This window comes from Kribbella shirazensis, from assembly GCF_011761605.1.
Classification (GTDB): Bacteria; Actinomycetota; Actinomycetes; order Propionibacteriales; family Kribbellaceae; genus Kribbella; species Kribbella shirazensis.
Genome location: NZ_JAASRO010000001.1, coordinates 1,078,968 through 1,092,410, shown reverse-complemented (window position 1 = coordinate 1,092,410; position 13,443 = coordinate 1,078,968). Strand labels below are relative to the sequence as shown.

At 70.1% G+C, this 13,443-nt stretch carries 11 protein-coding genes; 4 read left to right on the top strand and 7 right to left on the bottom strand.

The features are described 5' to 3' along the window. Positions 1–14 precede the first annotated feature (14 nt). Positions 15–446, top strand: a complete 432-nt coding sequence (locus BJY22_RS05320; RefSeq protein WP_167204041.1) for a MarR family winged helix-turn-helix transcriptional regulator — start codon at positions 15–17, stop codon at positions 444–446. On the opposite strand, the gene BJY22_RS05315 is transcribed toward BJY22_RS05320, so the two are convergent. After that, positions 443–1,882, bottom strand: a complete 1,440-nt coding sequence (locus BJY22_RS05315; protein WP_167204040.1) for a GNAT family N-acetyltransferase — start codon at positions 1,880–1,882, stop codon at positions 443–445. The two genes, BJY22_RS05320 and BJY22_RS05315, sit on opposite strands and share 4 nt — an antisense overlap. 192 nt (positions 1,883–2,074) lie before the next feature. Beyond that, complete coding sequence (locus tag BJY22_RS05310) at positions 2,075–3,526, bottom strand: MDR family MFS transporter (RefSeq protein ID WP_167204039.1); 1,452 nt, start codon at positions 3,524–3,526, stop codon at positions 2,075–2,077. 129 nt (positions 3,527–3,655) lie between these two features. Here BJY22_RS05310 and BJY22_RS05305 point away from each other — a divergent pair, with 129 nt between their 5' ends. After that, entirely contained in the window at positions 3,656–5,881 is a 2,226-nt protein-coding gene (locus tag BJY22_RS05305) for an NACHT domain-containing protein (RefSeq protein WP_167217892.1), read from the top strand. Between the two features lie 33 nt (positions 5,882–5,914). Further along, entirely contained in the window at positions 5,915–6,280 is a 366-nt protein-coding gene (locus BJY22_RS05300) for a 5-carboxymethyl-2-hydroxymuconate Delta-isomerase (RefSeq protein WP_167204038.1), read from the top strand. Between the two features lie 11 nt (positions 6,281–6,291). Here the strand turns inward: BJY22_RS05300 and BJY22_RS05295 are convergent, their stop codons facing one another. After that, positions 6,292–7,416 (bottom strand): MFS transporter, encoded by a 1,125-nt coding sequence (locus BJY22_RS05295; RefSeq protein ID WP_337758218.1) that lies wholly within the window; start codon positions 7,414–7,416, stop codon positions 6,292–6,294. Positions 7,417–7,471: 55 nt separating this feature from the next. Here BJY22_RS05295 and BJY22_RS05290 point away from each other — a divergent pair, with 55 nt between their 5' ends. Continuing rightward, entirely contained in the window at positions 7,472–8,230 is a 759-nt protein-coding gene (locus BJY22_RS05290; RefSeq protein ID WP_167204036.1) for an AraC family transcriptional regulator, read from the top strand. Here the strand turns inward: BJY22_RS05290 and BJY22_RS05285 are convergent. The 4 genes from BJY22_RS05285 to BJY22_RS05270 are packed head-to-tail and all read right to left on the bottom strand — an operon-like array spanning position 8,203 to position 13,438. Then, positions 8,203–8,814 (bottom strand): TetR/AcrR family transcriptional regulator, encoded by a 612-nt coding sequence (locus BJY22_RS05285; RefSeq protein ID WP_337758216.1) that lies wholly within the window; start codon positions 8,812–8,814, stop codon positions 8,203–8,205. The genes BJY22_RS05290 and BJY22_RS05285 overlap by 28 nt on opposite strands. Beyond that, on the bottom strand, positions 8,807–10,363 hold the full coding sequence (locus BJY22_RS05280; protein WP_167204035.1) for an AMP-binding protein: 1,557 nt from the start codon (positions 10,361–10,363) through the stop codon (positions 8,807–8,809). The genes BJY22_RS05285 and BJY22_RS05280 overlap by 8 nt, the downstream gene beginning before the upstream one ends. A 13-nt stretch (positions 10,364–10,376) precedes the next feature. Then, positions 10,377–11,534, bottom strand: coding sequence for an acyl-CoA dehydrogenase family protein (locus BJY22_RS05275; RefSeq protein ID WP_167204034.1), 1,158 nt, complete (start codon positions 11,532–11,534; stop codon positions 10,377–10,379). Continuing rightward, entirely contained in the window at positions 11,531–13,438 is a 1,908-nt protein-coding gene (locus BJY22_RS05270; protein ID WP_167204033.1) for an ATP-binding protein, read from the bottom strand. The genes BJY22_RS05275 and BJY22_RS05270 overlap by 4 nt, the downstream gene beginning before the upstream one ends. Positions 13,439–13,443 lie beyond the last annotated feature (5 nt).

Here is a 13,443-nt window from a genome sequence, read left to right as displayed (position 1 = left end):
AGTTGGAGCTGGGCATGGACAAGACCGATCCGGTCGCCGCGGTCGAGGCGGCGATGATCGCGATCCGGCGGCGGCAGACCCGCCGTACGTTCGCGGTCCGGTCCGGCGGACCCGACCCGGTCCAGGAGGTCCTGGACGCACTCGAGGCCGCCGCACCGGAACCGCTCGGCGTCAACGGCGTCGCCGCGGCGCTCGGTGTCGACCAGCCGCGCGCCAGCAAACTCGTCGCCGCCGCGGTCGGCGCCGGACTCGTCCGCCGGGAGGCCGATCAGGCGGACGGCCGCCGGACGAACCTCGTCCTGACCGCCGACGGCAAAGCGCAGCTGGACGTTGTCCACAGCTACCGCCGGGAGCGGTTCGCCGCGGCGATGGACGAGTGGACGGTCGACGAGCGAGACAACTTCGCGGACCTCCTGACCCGCTTCGTGACCGCTCTGGACCGCTAGATGTCCGCCTGGGGTCCGCATGCACGGACCAGGCGGGCGACGAGCTGTTCGGGGTCGTGCAGGATCCGTAGGCCGTCCGTCACCACGCGGCGCGTGCCCGGATCGACTGGCTCGGTTGCGGCCCAGGCAGTCGCCGTGACGTCGACCTCGACCTCTAGCCCGGACGCCCGCTGGATCCGTACCTCCGTGACGTGCGGTCCCCACTGCTGACGACCTACGACGGCCACGGCGCCGAACGCACCGAGCCACTCGTCGCTCTCGAGGTAGGCGGACGGCGAGTCGGTCAGCACGACCAGGTCGACGTCCGACGTCAGCCGCGCGGCGTCGCGCGCCCACGATCCGACTATCGCCACGCCGCGGATGTCCGGACGGCCCGCGGCCCAGCGCACCGCGTCGTCAACAACCTGCTCGACCTCCTGCGAGCGGACCTCGCGGTCGACGACGTAGACCGCGAACGGAGCGTCCGGCTGTACGTCGGGCACGCCCGGGGCCCAGCCCTCCGCGCGGATCTCCCCGGCGTACTCCATCCCGAGCCGCTTCATGACCGCCTCGGACGCGGTGTTGACCTGCTCGGTGAAGGCGATCACCGACGACGCGCGCAGCGTGCTGAACGCGTAGTCCAGCCCGGCGCGACCGAGCTCGGTCGCCAGCCCGCGGCCGCGCGCCGACTCGAGGAGCGCCCAGCCGAGCTCGAGACGGTCCGCTGCCCACTCCGGGCCGACGAGCGCGGCGATCGCTTCAGCGGTCGGCGTACCGGAGGGGATCCGGGACAGGCCGCCGCGGCCGGCCAGTTCGCCGGTTGTGCGGTCGTAGGCGATCCACTTGCCGGCTTTGTCGCGTTCCCAGCCGGCCTGGTGGTCCGCGGCTCGTTGCGCGGCCTGGTCCGGTGACAGCGTGCCGTCGTACCAGCGTGCGACCCACGGGTCGGCGAAGATGCGCTGGAGGTCCGGTGCATGTCCGGGCAGGACCCCGTTCGGACCGGTGATCGGCTCGAGGCGGAGGCGGTCGGTGAACCGCGTACGGACCGCATGCGCCACCAGGTCCCGGAGGCGGCGGTCACCGTCTGTCCGGTTCACCATCAGCAGGTCCAGGTCGTCCGGCCCGGCCCACGTGGACAGGTCGTGTTTGCCCGCTTCGAGACGGGGCCGGGTGAGGTCCCCGTCGACGGTGACGAGGTAGTCGACCTCCCGCCGTACCCGGCCCTCCCACTCCCATTCCCAGTCCGCCACGGTCCAGACGACGTCGCGGACCTTCCAGCCCGTCTCCTCCTCGACCTCCCGCGCCAACGCCTCCTCCGGCGTCTCCCCCGGCTCGAGATGCCCGCCGACGATGTCCCAGATCCCAGGCAGCAACCGCCGCTCCGCCGTACGCCGCTGCAGATAAACGCGATGTTCCGCGTCCCGAACCAGTGCACCCACACAGTCGACCGCACGCATACCCCCAACCTAGCCAGCAAGCGACAGCCGAGCCGGCGCTGGCGAGCCCCCACGGCGCTCCGCGCCGCCCCGCCTCCAGCTGAGTTTGTGCATCAGATCCGCGCCCTGGACCCGACGCCGTACGGACCTGATGCACAAAGTCGGTGCGATCAACCGGGAAGCTCAACCTCGGCGGATCGCCCGCTCGGCTTCCTAGGTTCTGAGGGGGCGTTCGGTGATGCGGTTGGGCATGAAGAGGACGGCTAGTACTAGGAGGAGGGCGGCTGCGGCGGCGCCGTAGTACACGTCGTGGATGGCGGGGGCGAGGATGCCGGCGGGGACCTTTTCGAGGTCGGCGTGGTCGTCGCCCAGGCGGGACGCGACCACGCCGTTCGCCACGGCGCCGAAGACCGCGACACCGACCGCGCTGCCGACCGAGCGAGCGAACATGTTCGCGCCCGTCACCACACCGCGCGTCTGCCAGTCCACCGACGACTGCGCGGCCACGACCGACGGCGAGGCCGAGAAGCCCAGCCCGATCCCGATGACGAAGCACGCGGCGGCGAGGTGCAGTACGGCGCTCGACGACCCGACCGTGAGCAGCAGACCGGACCCGGCCACCACGATCAGCGCGCCCATCAGCATCGTCGTCCGGAACCCCACCCGCAGGTAGATCCGCCCCGCGAACGACGCCGCGATCGGCCACCCGAGCGTCATCGCGGCCAAGGTGAATCCGGCGACGAGCGCCGACGTACCGAGGACGCTCTGGGCGAACAGCGGCACGTACGTCGACAGGCCGATCATCAGCAGCCCGATCAGCAACGCGGCCGAGTTCGCCGAGTTCAGCACCCGCTGGCCGAGCACCCACAGCGGCAGGATCGGCTCGGCGGCCCGCCGTTCGACCAGGACGAACGCGACCAGCAGCACGACGGCCGCGGCCAGGATCGCGATACTCGTCGGCGAGTCCCAGTCCCACATCACGCCGCCCTCGAGCAGCCCGAGCAGCAGCAGTGAACCGCCGGTCGCGAGCAGGATCGCGCCGGCGTAGTCGATCCGGTGACTGGTCTTCTCGGCCACCTTCTCCTCGAACCGGCGGACCAGCACCCACGCGGCCGCGATCCCGAGCGGGATGTTCACGAAGAAGATCCACCGCCAGGAGATGAAGTCCGAGAACACACCGCCGAGGGCGGGTCCGACGAACGACGAGATGCCCCAGACGCTGGCGATGTAGCCCTGCACCTTGGCCCGCTCGGCGACGGTGTAGATGTCGCCGACGATCGTCATCCCGATCGGCTGGATCGCGCCCGCGCCGAGTCCCTGGATCAGCCGGAACGCGATCAGCGCCGGCATGCTCCAGGCCAGCCCGCACAGCACCGACCCGAGCAGGAACAGCCCGACGCCGAGCAGCATGATCGGCTTGCGCCCGCGCTGGTCGGCGAGCTTGCCGTAGATCGGCACCGACACCGCCTGCGCCAGCAGGTAGATCGAGAACAGCCAGGGGAACTGGGTGAAGCCGCCGAGGTCCGCGACGACGGAGGGTACGGCGGTGGCGAGGATCGTCGCGTCGATCGCGACCAGTCCGACACTCAGCATCACCGCCAGCAGGATCGGGCCGCGTTCCGATCGCAGTCCGACATCCGACCGGGCGATCCGCTGAGTAGTCATATCGGAGTCCAATGTATGTGAGCCGGCAGCCGTTCCCCCACCCGCGGACCGCTTGCCGGACGCCGACCCGGCCCTGACCAGCTCGGCAGGGACGGTGGGCTCACGGGCCGTTACTCTCCGAGGGTGAGGATGCGGTCTTTCGTGAACGGCGCCGTACTCGTGGTGTCCCTGTCGCTCACGCTGGTACTCCTCCCGATCGCGATCAACGTCGGCACCGGCGGCACCGCGCCCGCGTTCCTCGCGCCGTACGTCGGCTGGGTCTGGCCGCTGATCGGTGTGCTCTGGGTTCTCGTGATCGCGACCGCGCTGCTCGAAGTACGCAACCGCCGCCGCCCGCGCCTCGCGCACCGCAGCGCCGATCAGCCGCGGAACCGCCGGAACGCGCTCGACCGCGTCGACCGGTACCTCTCCGAACGCCGGGCCGGGTCCCTCGCCTCGCGGACCCGGATCGCGCTCGCGCTGGACGGGAAGCCGGACGCGGTCCGTCCGTTCGACCTGTTCGTCCAGCCGCTCAACAGCGCTCCCCGGCGGATCCCGTACGAGGCGGACATCGACACGGTCTTCGACGAGCTCGAGGACAGCATGCTGGTCCTCGGTGCACCAGGTGCCGGCAAGACCACGCTGCTCTTGGACCTGGCTCGACGGCTCGCTGCCCAGGCACATGCCGACCAGCAAGCGCCCATCCCGGTGGTTGTCGACCTGGCCGGCTGGACCGCGCAGTCGTCGCACCGCAACGACGACGACCCGAACGACAGCCCACTGCTCGCCGGCTTCGTCAGGTGGCTGTCGTACGAGCTCAGCGACCGCTACAGCATCCCGCCCGGCGTCGGCCGCACGTGGTTGCGGCACGGCCAGCTGGCGCTCCTGCTCGACGGTCTTGACGAGATCGCCGAAGCGCACCGCGCCAAGCTCGAGCCGGTCCTGAAGGAGCTCCGCCACAACTACCAGGTCGGTCAGCTCGCTGTAACGTGCCGCACGCACGACTACGAGCGCCTGCCCCGCCAGCTCAGCCTGTTCGGCGCTGTGCACATCAGGCCGCTCACGAGACAACAGGTGCTCGACTACTTCGCCATTGTCGGACCAGCCCTCGACGGTGCGCGGGCAGCGATCGAGCATGACGACGAGCTGTGGGAACTCGTCAGCTCGCCCCTGATGCTCAACGTGATGACCCTCGCGTACCAGGGCCGCGCGCCCGAGGACGTCACCGCCGGCGGAGTCGCCGACCTACGCCGCGAGCTCTTCGACACGTTCATCTGCGAGGTCCTCGCCCGGAACCGCAAGACCGGTCGACAGTACGACGCCAAGACCGCAGTACGTCGCCTGTGGTGCCTGGCGTGGTGGACGCGCAGCCGTGCCGGCGACCGCACCGCGGTACCGCGCTGGATGGCCCCAGACGGCTGGTACGGCCTGTCGCTGCGTGAGGTCGACTCACTGACGCACGCGGTCTGCCTACCGGCGTTCTTCGCAGCACTGAGTGCCGGCGCGACGCTGATGATGCTTGCGCAGTACGGCGCACTCGCGGGACTGGCTGTGGCTGGTTCAGCGCTGGTGCTCGTCCACCTCCTGCCGCACCCGTGGCAGAAGCTCGCAGCGCGCGGACCGGACCGGGGACTGCTCTTCGCGGTCATCCTCCTGATAGGGACCGCGGCGACCATCGCTGTGACCGGGGCTGCGCTGGGACTGGTCGAGTTGCTCACTGCCAAGATCGCGCTCGCTATCGAGGCCGCACTGGTCGCTGGTGCGTACTGCGTCGAGCTGATCGTGTTCCACGACAACCGACGGCGGATGTGGCTGGGTGTCCGGCTCGTGGTGGTCGTCGCGGCGAGCTGGATCGTCCTGAGCCTGGGCGACGGTGTCCCCTTCGCCTCCGGGGCCGCGATCGGCCTACTGGTTGCCCAGGGCATCCGCATGATCAAGTCCCTGCCCACCGACCACCTACCTGCTACCGATGTCGGCGACACCTGGCGCATGGACGTGTGCGTCGCCGCAGGTGCAGTGGCGGCCTTCCTGATCGCACTGGTGCTCGGCGCGGACCTGGCGACGCAGCAACTCGAAGCAGTCGCCGGAATCGTGGTGGGGACTGTAGCGGCGAAGGCGTGGCGTCGGCGACCACCTGTCCTCGCCGGACCGCTGTCCCGCTGGCTCCACGACCTGTTGCTGCACTGGACCGGGTACCTGCCGTGGCGCCGCCGCGCCTTCCTCCAGTACGCCGCCGACCGCTATGTACTCGCCCGCACCGGCCATAGCCAGTACGCCTTCATCCACCTCCTCGTACGCGACCACCTCGCGGAGTGCACGCCGGACGAGCTGGCGACGAAGGTGGAACGCCGGATCCTGGAGCGCGAAGGCGGTTAGGCTGCTGCTGTCCGCCGTAGAACAGGAGTACCCATGCCGCAGATCACCGTCGACTACTCGCACCCGGTCGAGGACGCCTTCGACGTCGACGGGTTCACCCGCGTGCTGCACGAGACCGTCGTCGACATCGCGGCGGCCAAGCCCGAGGCCTGCAAGACACTGATCAGGTACGACTGCCTCTCGGCCTACGGGTACGACGACCGCGCGGACGAGGGCCATGCTCTGGTGCACGTGACCATCGGGCTGCTGCCCGGTCGCACCGAGGAGACGAAGGCGCGTCTGACTGAGGCAACGGTGGAACTGCTGCGCAAGCACATCGCGCCGCAGGACGGCGTCACGGTCCACGCCTCCGCTGAGGTACGCGAGCTGGACGCCTCCTACCGAAAGCTGGAGTGGTAGGACCGGAGACGTCAGGCAGGTTCCCTGAGCGCGTAACCGATCAGACTGCTGCACAGTGCCAGGGCGATCAGGGTGCTCAACGCCAGGCGCAGGGACGTGTGCTCGGCGATCATGCCGAGGACCGGCGTCGCGATGCCGCCGATGCTGACCGCGAGGCCGAGGGTCATGCCGCCCGCTGTCCCGACGCGGCCCGGGAGGAAGTCCTGGCCCAGCGTCACGTGCAGCGAGAACGGCACGGACATCGCGATCGCCGTCACCGCGAGTGAGGCGAAGAACGCCGGCCCGGGCACGAACACCAGACAGGCGATCGCCGGCACCGCGACGGCGTACGACGTCCGCAGTGTGCGGACCCGTCCGTACCGGGTGGCGAGCCGGCCGCCGAGGAGCGTGCCGAGCGCACCTGCCGCGAACAGGACGAACAGCGCGATCCCGCCGGTCGTCGTACCGCCTCCGACGCGCTGCCCGGCGTACAGCGCGATGAACGTACCGAGGCCGACGAACACGATCGACCGGCAGACCATGATCACCGACAACCGCAGGAACGACGGCCAGTCGTCGGTGCCTTGCACCTGGCTTCGCGCGACCCGGTGCTCGAAGCGTGCACGCATCGCGCGCACCGTGATCGCGGCGCCGAGCAGTGCCGGTACGACGAGCAGTGGCGTCAGCGCCAACCCGCCGGCGGCGATCAGCGGTGTGACGAGTACGGGCGCCAGCGCAAAACCGACGTTGCCGCCGACCGAGAACCAGCTCATCCCGACGTGGCTACCACCGCTCACGAGCCGTGCCATCCGGGCCGCTTCCGGGTGGTACGCCGCGACGCCGAGCCCGGACAACGCGGCCGCCAGCCAGGTCAGCCAGTACTGCTGACCGACTCCGACCAGGGCGATGCCGAGCCCCGCGGTGGTCATTGCGACCGGGATCCGCCAGGTCAGCGGGCGTCGATCGGTCAGTACGCCGAACACGGGCTGCACGACCGACGAGAGCAGCGTCGCCGCCAACGTGATGCCCGACACCGCGACGTACCCGAGGCCGCGCTCGGCGACCAGGAACGGGACGAGCGCGGGCACGCAGCCCTGGTAGACGTCCACGCACGCGTGGCCGGTCGCCATCAGTCCGATCGGTCGTAGTCTCCGCACTCTGCCGATCGTCGCCGGGACGGCAGCTGTCCGGCTTCCGATAAAATGCCAACTGATGCCGGAAATCCGCCAACGTCCTGCGAACACCGGCCACCGTCCCATCCACGCGGGCGGCGGCATCGAGCCGCACTGGCACGACCGCCATCAGATCGTGTACGCCGGCCGCGGCGTGCTGTCCGTCACCACCGACGCCGGCAGCTGGGTCGCCCCGGGCACCCTCGCCATCTGGATCCCGGCGGGCACGGTCCACCAGCACCGCGCGTACGGCGAGACCACCCTTCACACGGTCGGCCTGCAGGAGAACCCGCTGAACCTCGCCGCGCCCTCGGCTCTGGTAGTCAGCGCGCTCCTCCGCGAACTCATCCTCACCTACACCTCGACCGACGAGGAGGCAGCCGCCGCCCGCGGTCGCGCGGGGCTCGATGCGGAGCAGCGGCGTCTGCGCGGTGTGCTGCTCGACCAGCTGCGACGGTCGCCGCAGCGTCCGACCTACCTCCCGGCACCGCGCGACGCTCGGCTTGCTGCGGTGTGCGACCTGTTGCGAGCGGACCCTGCGGACAACAGGACGCTGCCTGAGCTGGGGAGAGCGGTCGGTGCGAGCGAGCGCACCTTGAGCCGGCTGTGCAAAGCCGACCTGGGGATGACCTTCCCGCAGTGGCGGACGCAGCTCCGGTTGCACGAGGCGCTGATACTGCTGGCAGGTGGTGAGTCGGTGACGCGTGTGGCGCACCGGACCGGCTGGGCGTCGACCAGTGCGTTCATCGACACGTTCCGGCGCGCCTTCGGTCACACGCCCGGTTCACGCAGGGCCTGATCGAGGATCCGGCTCCACTGGCGGACAATGCCGCGCCGCCGCGCACTGTCGTCCGTCAGCAGGTCAGCGAGCCCCAGCCCGCGGGCCATGTCCAGCACGCCCTGCACCGTCTCCCGCACACCAGGGGTCCGCTCACTGACGTCCAGCACCTCCAGCAGCGCCCGGTGCGCCTGGCGACCTACATGTGCCTCCAGCCGCACGATCTGCTGCCGCAGCGGCTCCTCCGTCGACGCCGCCACCCACAAGTGCAGGGCGGCGCGGAACAGCGGACCGGTGTACACGTCCGCCAGCATCCCCACGATCGCCTCGGTCCGCCCCGCACCACTCGGCAGCCGCGAAGCCTGGGCGCGGATCTCCGCCAGCCGCACCTCGGTCATGTACTCCACGGCCGCTGCGAACAGGTCCGCCCGCGTCGGGAAGTGATGCTGCGCGGCACCCCGCGACACACCCGCCCGCGCCGCGACGACCGACACCGTCGTCGCGGCGTACCCGACCTCGGCCAGCGACTCGACCGCGGCCTCCAGCAACCGCTGCCGCGTCGCCCGCGAACGGTCCTGCTGAGGTGCCTTCAGGGCCTCACTCACGCGCTGCCTCACGGGCCCGCAGCTCACGCCGCAGGATCTTCCCGGACGCCGCCTTCGGCACCGCCTCGATGAACTCCACCTGCCGGATCTTCTTGTACGGCGCCACTCGCGCGGCGACGTACTCGATCACGTCGGCCTCGGTCAGCTCCACGCCCGGCATCGGCACCACGAACGCCTTGGGTACTTCGTTGCCGTCCGCGTCGACCCCGATCACCGCGGCGTCCGCGATCCGGTCGTCGGTGAGCAGGACGGCCTCGAGTTCCGCGGGTGGCACCTGGTAGCCGTGGTACTTGATCAGCTCCTTGACCCGGTCGACGACGTACAGGTAGCCGCGCGCGTCCATCCGCCCGATGTCGCCGGTGTGCAGCCAGCCGTCCGCGTCGATGGTCGCGTCCGTCTCGGCCGGCCGGCCGAGGTACCCCTTCATCACCTGCGGGCCGCGGATCCAGATCTCGCCCTCGTCCGCATCGTTGCCGTCAGCACCTACCAGGCGCATCTCGGTCGACGGGAACAGCTTGCCGACCGCGCCCGGCGGCGGCTCCGGGTCGTCCTGCGGTACGGCGTGCGTGCCCGGCGACAACTCGGTCATCCCGTACGCCTGCAGTACGGCGTGCAACCCGAGCCGCTTCGCGCACGCCTCCGCCAACTCGCCGTCGAGCGGCGCCGCCGCGGACGTCACGTACTTCAACGCGGACAGATCCACGCCGTCCACGGCCGGGTGCTTCGCCAGCGCCAGCACCACCGGCGGCGCGACGAACGCGCGCGTGATCCGCTGCTGGTCGAGCGTGGTCAGGAACTCCTGCAGGTCGAACTTGGGCAGCACGACGACCGTCGCGCCCAGCCGCAGCGGCAGGTTCATCAACACCGACAGCCCGTAGATGTGGAAGAACGGCAGGATCGCGATGATCCGCTCCTCCTCGCCGAGCCGGATCATCACCTCGGCCTGGGAGATGTTCGTGGCGATGTTCCGGTGTGTCAGCATCACGCCCTTCGCCGTGCCGGTCGTACCGCTGGAGTACGGCAGCACCGCGACGTCCACCGCCGGATCGATCGTCACCTCCGGCTCCGGTCCGGTGGACGCGAACAGCTCCTGCACCGAGCGGTAGCCCTCGGCCTGGTCGCAGACGAAGATCTGCTCGACGGCTGTGCCCTCGATCGCTGCGGTCGCGGCCGGCAGGAAGTGCGAGATCGTCACCAGCAACTTCGCCTTCGAGTCGACCAGTTGCTTGTGCAGCTCGTCCGCGGTGTAGAGCGCGTTCACCGTGGTCACGGTCGCGCCGGCGCGCGTGGCGCCGTAGAACACCACGGGGTAGAGAATCGTGTTCGGGCTGTAGAGCGCGATCACGTCACCGTGCCGGATGCCGAGCTCGGCCAGACCGGCCGCGACCCGCCGGGTCAGGTGGTCGAGCTGCGCGTAGCTGAGCTCCTTGCCGGTGACGCCGTCGACCATCGCCGGCCGGTCGCCGTACTCCTGCGCTCTGCCGAGGACGGCGTCGTGGATCGGTACGTCGAGCACCTCGACGGGCGGGAATTCACTGGTGACGATCATTGCCCCACTCCTTCTAGTACGACTTGGGCAGCCCGAGGCTGTGCTGTGCGACGAAGTTGAGGATCATCTCCCGGCTGACCGGTGCGATCCGGGTGGCCCGGGCCGCGGCGACCAGCGACGCGACGCCGTACTCGACCGTCATGCCGTTCCCGCCGAGCGACTGCACTGCCTGATCGGTGGCTCGGACGGCGACTTCTCCGGCGGCGTACTTCGCCATGTTCGCGGCCTCACCCGCCGCGAGATCGTCGCCCGCGTCGTACAGCGCGGCGGCCTTCTGCATCATCAGGCGGGCCAGCTCGAGTTCGATCTTGAGCTGCGCCAGCGGGTGCGCGATCCCTTGGTGCGCACCGATCGGGGCCTTCCAGACCTGGCGCTCCTTGACGTACGCCGTCGCCTTGTCCAGCGCGTGCCGCGCGATCCCGAGGGCGAACGCGGACGCCATGATCCGCTCCGGATTCAGTCCGGCGAACAACTGCATCAGCGCCGCGTCCTCGGACCCGACGAGCGCTTCGCGCGGCAGCTGTACGTCGTCCAGGAACAGGGCGTACTGCTTGTCCGGGCTGATCAGGTCCATCTCGATCTGCCGGAACTCCACGCCCGGCGCGTCGGTCGGCACGATGAACAACGCCGGCTTGAGCTTCCCGGTCCGCGCGTCTTCGGTCCTGCCGACGACGAGGACGGCCTTCGCGACGTCGAGTCCGGAGATGAAAACCTTGCGTCCGGTCAGCGACCAGCCGTCGTCGGTCCGCCGGGCCGTGGTGGTGATCTGGTGCGAGTTCGAGCCGGCGTCCGGTTCGGTGATCGCGAAGGCCATGATCGTCGTACCGTCGGCGAGGCCGGGCAGCCAGCGCTGCTTCTGGTCGTCGGTGCCGAACCGGCTGATCACGGTGCCGCAGATGGACGGGGACACGACCATCATCAGCAGCGGGCAGCCGGCCGCGCCGAGCTCCTCCAGCACGATCGACAGGTCGGCCATCCCGCCGCCTCCGCCGCCGTACTGCTCGGGGAGGTTCACACCGAGGTACCCGAGCTTGCCCGCCTCCAGCCACAGCTCGGTGGTGTGACCGCCGCTCCGGGCCTGCCGGGTGAACCACTCGTAGCCGTACTTCTTCCCGAGTTCGCCGACGACTTTCCGCAGCTCACGACGCTCTTCGGACTCGATGAAGCTCATGTTTCCTCCCCAACCACGGCCAGTACGGCGCCGACCTCGACCTGTTGACCTGCTTCGACCGTGAGCTCGCTGACCACCCCGTCGGCCGGCGCCGCGATCGTGTGCTCCATCTTCATCGCCTCCAGCCACAGCAGCGGCTGTCCTTGTTTTACGACTTCACCGACCGCGACGCCGACCCGGATCACGGTGCCCGGCATAGGAGCCACCAACGATCCCGCAGCCACCTGCGCCGCCGGATCGACAAACCGTTCCACTGGGCGCAGCGCGACACTGCCGAGCGACGAGTCCACGCAGGTGAGGCCGTCGTACGCCGCGACGTCGAACGACCGACGCACACCATCGACCTCGAGCACTACATGTCCACAGTCCAGGGAAATCAGCGCCGTGTCGCCGGCAACAGTCAGTCCGTCCCGAGTCAGCCGGTACTCGACCTCGACCACCACATCGCCGTACCGATAGCTCTTCCGCTGCGGCTGCGACACCAGGTTCCGCCACCCGCTCGGCACGCGCACCGGCGTACGCGCCTGCCGTCCGGCCGCATCCGCCAGTGCCGCGGCCAACGCCGAGAGCCGCACCACCGCGTCGTCCGGCCCCGGCGCGACCCCGTGCCTGTCGAAGAACGCGGTGTCCGTGTCACCCGCGAGGAACGCCGGATGCCGCAGCACCCACGCGAGCAGGTCCCGGTTGGTGCCGACGCCGTGGATCGTCGCGCGTTGGAGCACGCCGGCCAGTCGCCGCGCCACAGCAGTCCGATCGGGCCCGTAAGCGATGACCTTCGCCAGCATCGCGTCGTAGTACGGCGAAACCTCCGACCCGTCCTCCACCCCGGAGTCCACCCGCACCTCCCGCTCCAGTGCGAAGCGCTGGAGCGTTCCGGTTTGGGGTTGCCAGTCGTGCAGTGGGTCCTCGGCGTACAGCCGCACCTCGATCGCGTGACCGACCGTCGGAGGCGGCTCGGGTGGAAGGTGCTCGCCCGCGGCGACGGCGAACTGGAGTTCGACCAGGTCCAGCCCGGTCGTCTCCTCGGTCACCGGATGCTCGACCTGCAGTCGCGTGTTCATCTCGAGGAAGTAGAAGTTCCCGTCCTCGTCCGCGAGGAACTCGACGGTGCCCGCGCCGACGTACCCGATCGCCGCCGCGGCCTTCCGTGCCGCGTCGAACAACCGCGGCCGCATCGCCGGGATGCGTTCGACGAGCGGCGACGGCGCCTCCTCGACGACCTTCTGGTGACGGCGCTGGATCGAGCACTCGCGCTCCCCGACCGCCCAGATCGTCCCGTGCCGGTCCGCCATCACCTGCACCTCGATGTGCCGCCCGCTCGCCAGGTACCGCTCGCAGAACACCGTCCCGTCCCCGAACGCCGACAGCGCCTCCGCCGACGCCGCGTCGATCTCCGCGGCGAGATCCTCGAGTCGCGACACCACCCGCATCCCACGCCCGCCACCCCCGGCGGACGCCTTCACCAGCACCGGCAGGTCGTCTGCGGACACCTCCGCCGGCGTGAGTTCGGCCAGCACCGGTACGCCGGCCGCGGCCATCAACTTCTTCGCCTCGATCTTCGACCCCATCGACGAGATCGCATCCACCGGCGGGCCGACCCAGGTCAGCCCCGCGTCGAGCACCGCCTGCGCGAACGCCGCGTTCTCCGACAGGAACCCGTACCCCGGATGGACGGCGTCCGCCCCGGTCCGCCGCGCCGCGTCGATGATCAGGTCGGACCGCAGATAGGTCTCGCCCGGCGTGTTCCCGGGAAGATGTACGGCCGCGTCCGCCTCGTCGACGAACGGCATCCGGGCATCGGCGCTCGAGTACACCGCGACGGTCGACAGGCCGAGCGACCGCGCCGTGCGGAAGATGCGCCGGGCGATCTCGCCGCGGTTCGCCACCAGTACCGAAGTGATCATGCGCG

What these genes read in the sequence shown, in the direction of transcription:
- BJY22_RS05315 (WP_167204040.1), bottom strand. Translation starts at nt 1,882, where the DNA reads ATGCGTGCGGTCGACTGTGTGGGTGCACTGGTTCGGGACGCGGAACAT.
- BJY22_RS05320 (WP_167204041.1), top strand. Translation starts at nt 15, where the DNA reads ATGGACAAGACCGATCCGGTCGCCGCGGTCGAGGCGGCGATGATCGCG.
- BJY22_RS05290 (WP_167204036.1), top strand. Translation starts at nt 7,472, where the DNA reads ATGCCGGAAATCCGCCAACGTCCTGCGAACACCGGCCACCGTCCCATC.
- BJY22_RS05270 (WP_167204033.1), bottom strand. Translation starts at nt 13,438, where the DNA reads ATGATCACTTCGGTACTGGTGGCGAACCGCGGCGAGATCGCCCGGCGC.
- BJY22_RS05275 (WP_167204034.1), bottom strand. Translation starts at nt 11,534, where the DNA reads ATGAGCTTCATCGAGTCCGAAGAGCGTCGTGAGCTGCGGAAAGTCGTC.
- BJY22_RS05310 (WP_167204039.1), bottom strand. Translation starts at nt 3,526, where the DNA reads ATGACTACTCAGCGGATCGCCCGGTCGGATGTCGGACTGCGATCGGAA.
- BJY22_RS05305 (WP_167217892.1), top strand. Translation starts at nt 3,656, where the DNA reads ATGCGGTCTTTCGTGAACGGCGCCGTACTCGTGGTGTCCCTGTCGCTC.
- BJY22_RS05280 (WP_167204035.1), bottom strand. Translation starts at nt 10,363, where the DNA reads ATGATCGTCACCAGTGAATTCCCGCCCGTCGAGGTGCTCGACGTACCG.
- BJY22_RS05300 (WP_167204038.1), top strand. Translation starts at nt 5,915, where the DNA reads ATGCCGCAGATCACCGTCGACTACTCGCACCCGGTCGAGGACGCCTTC.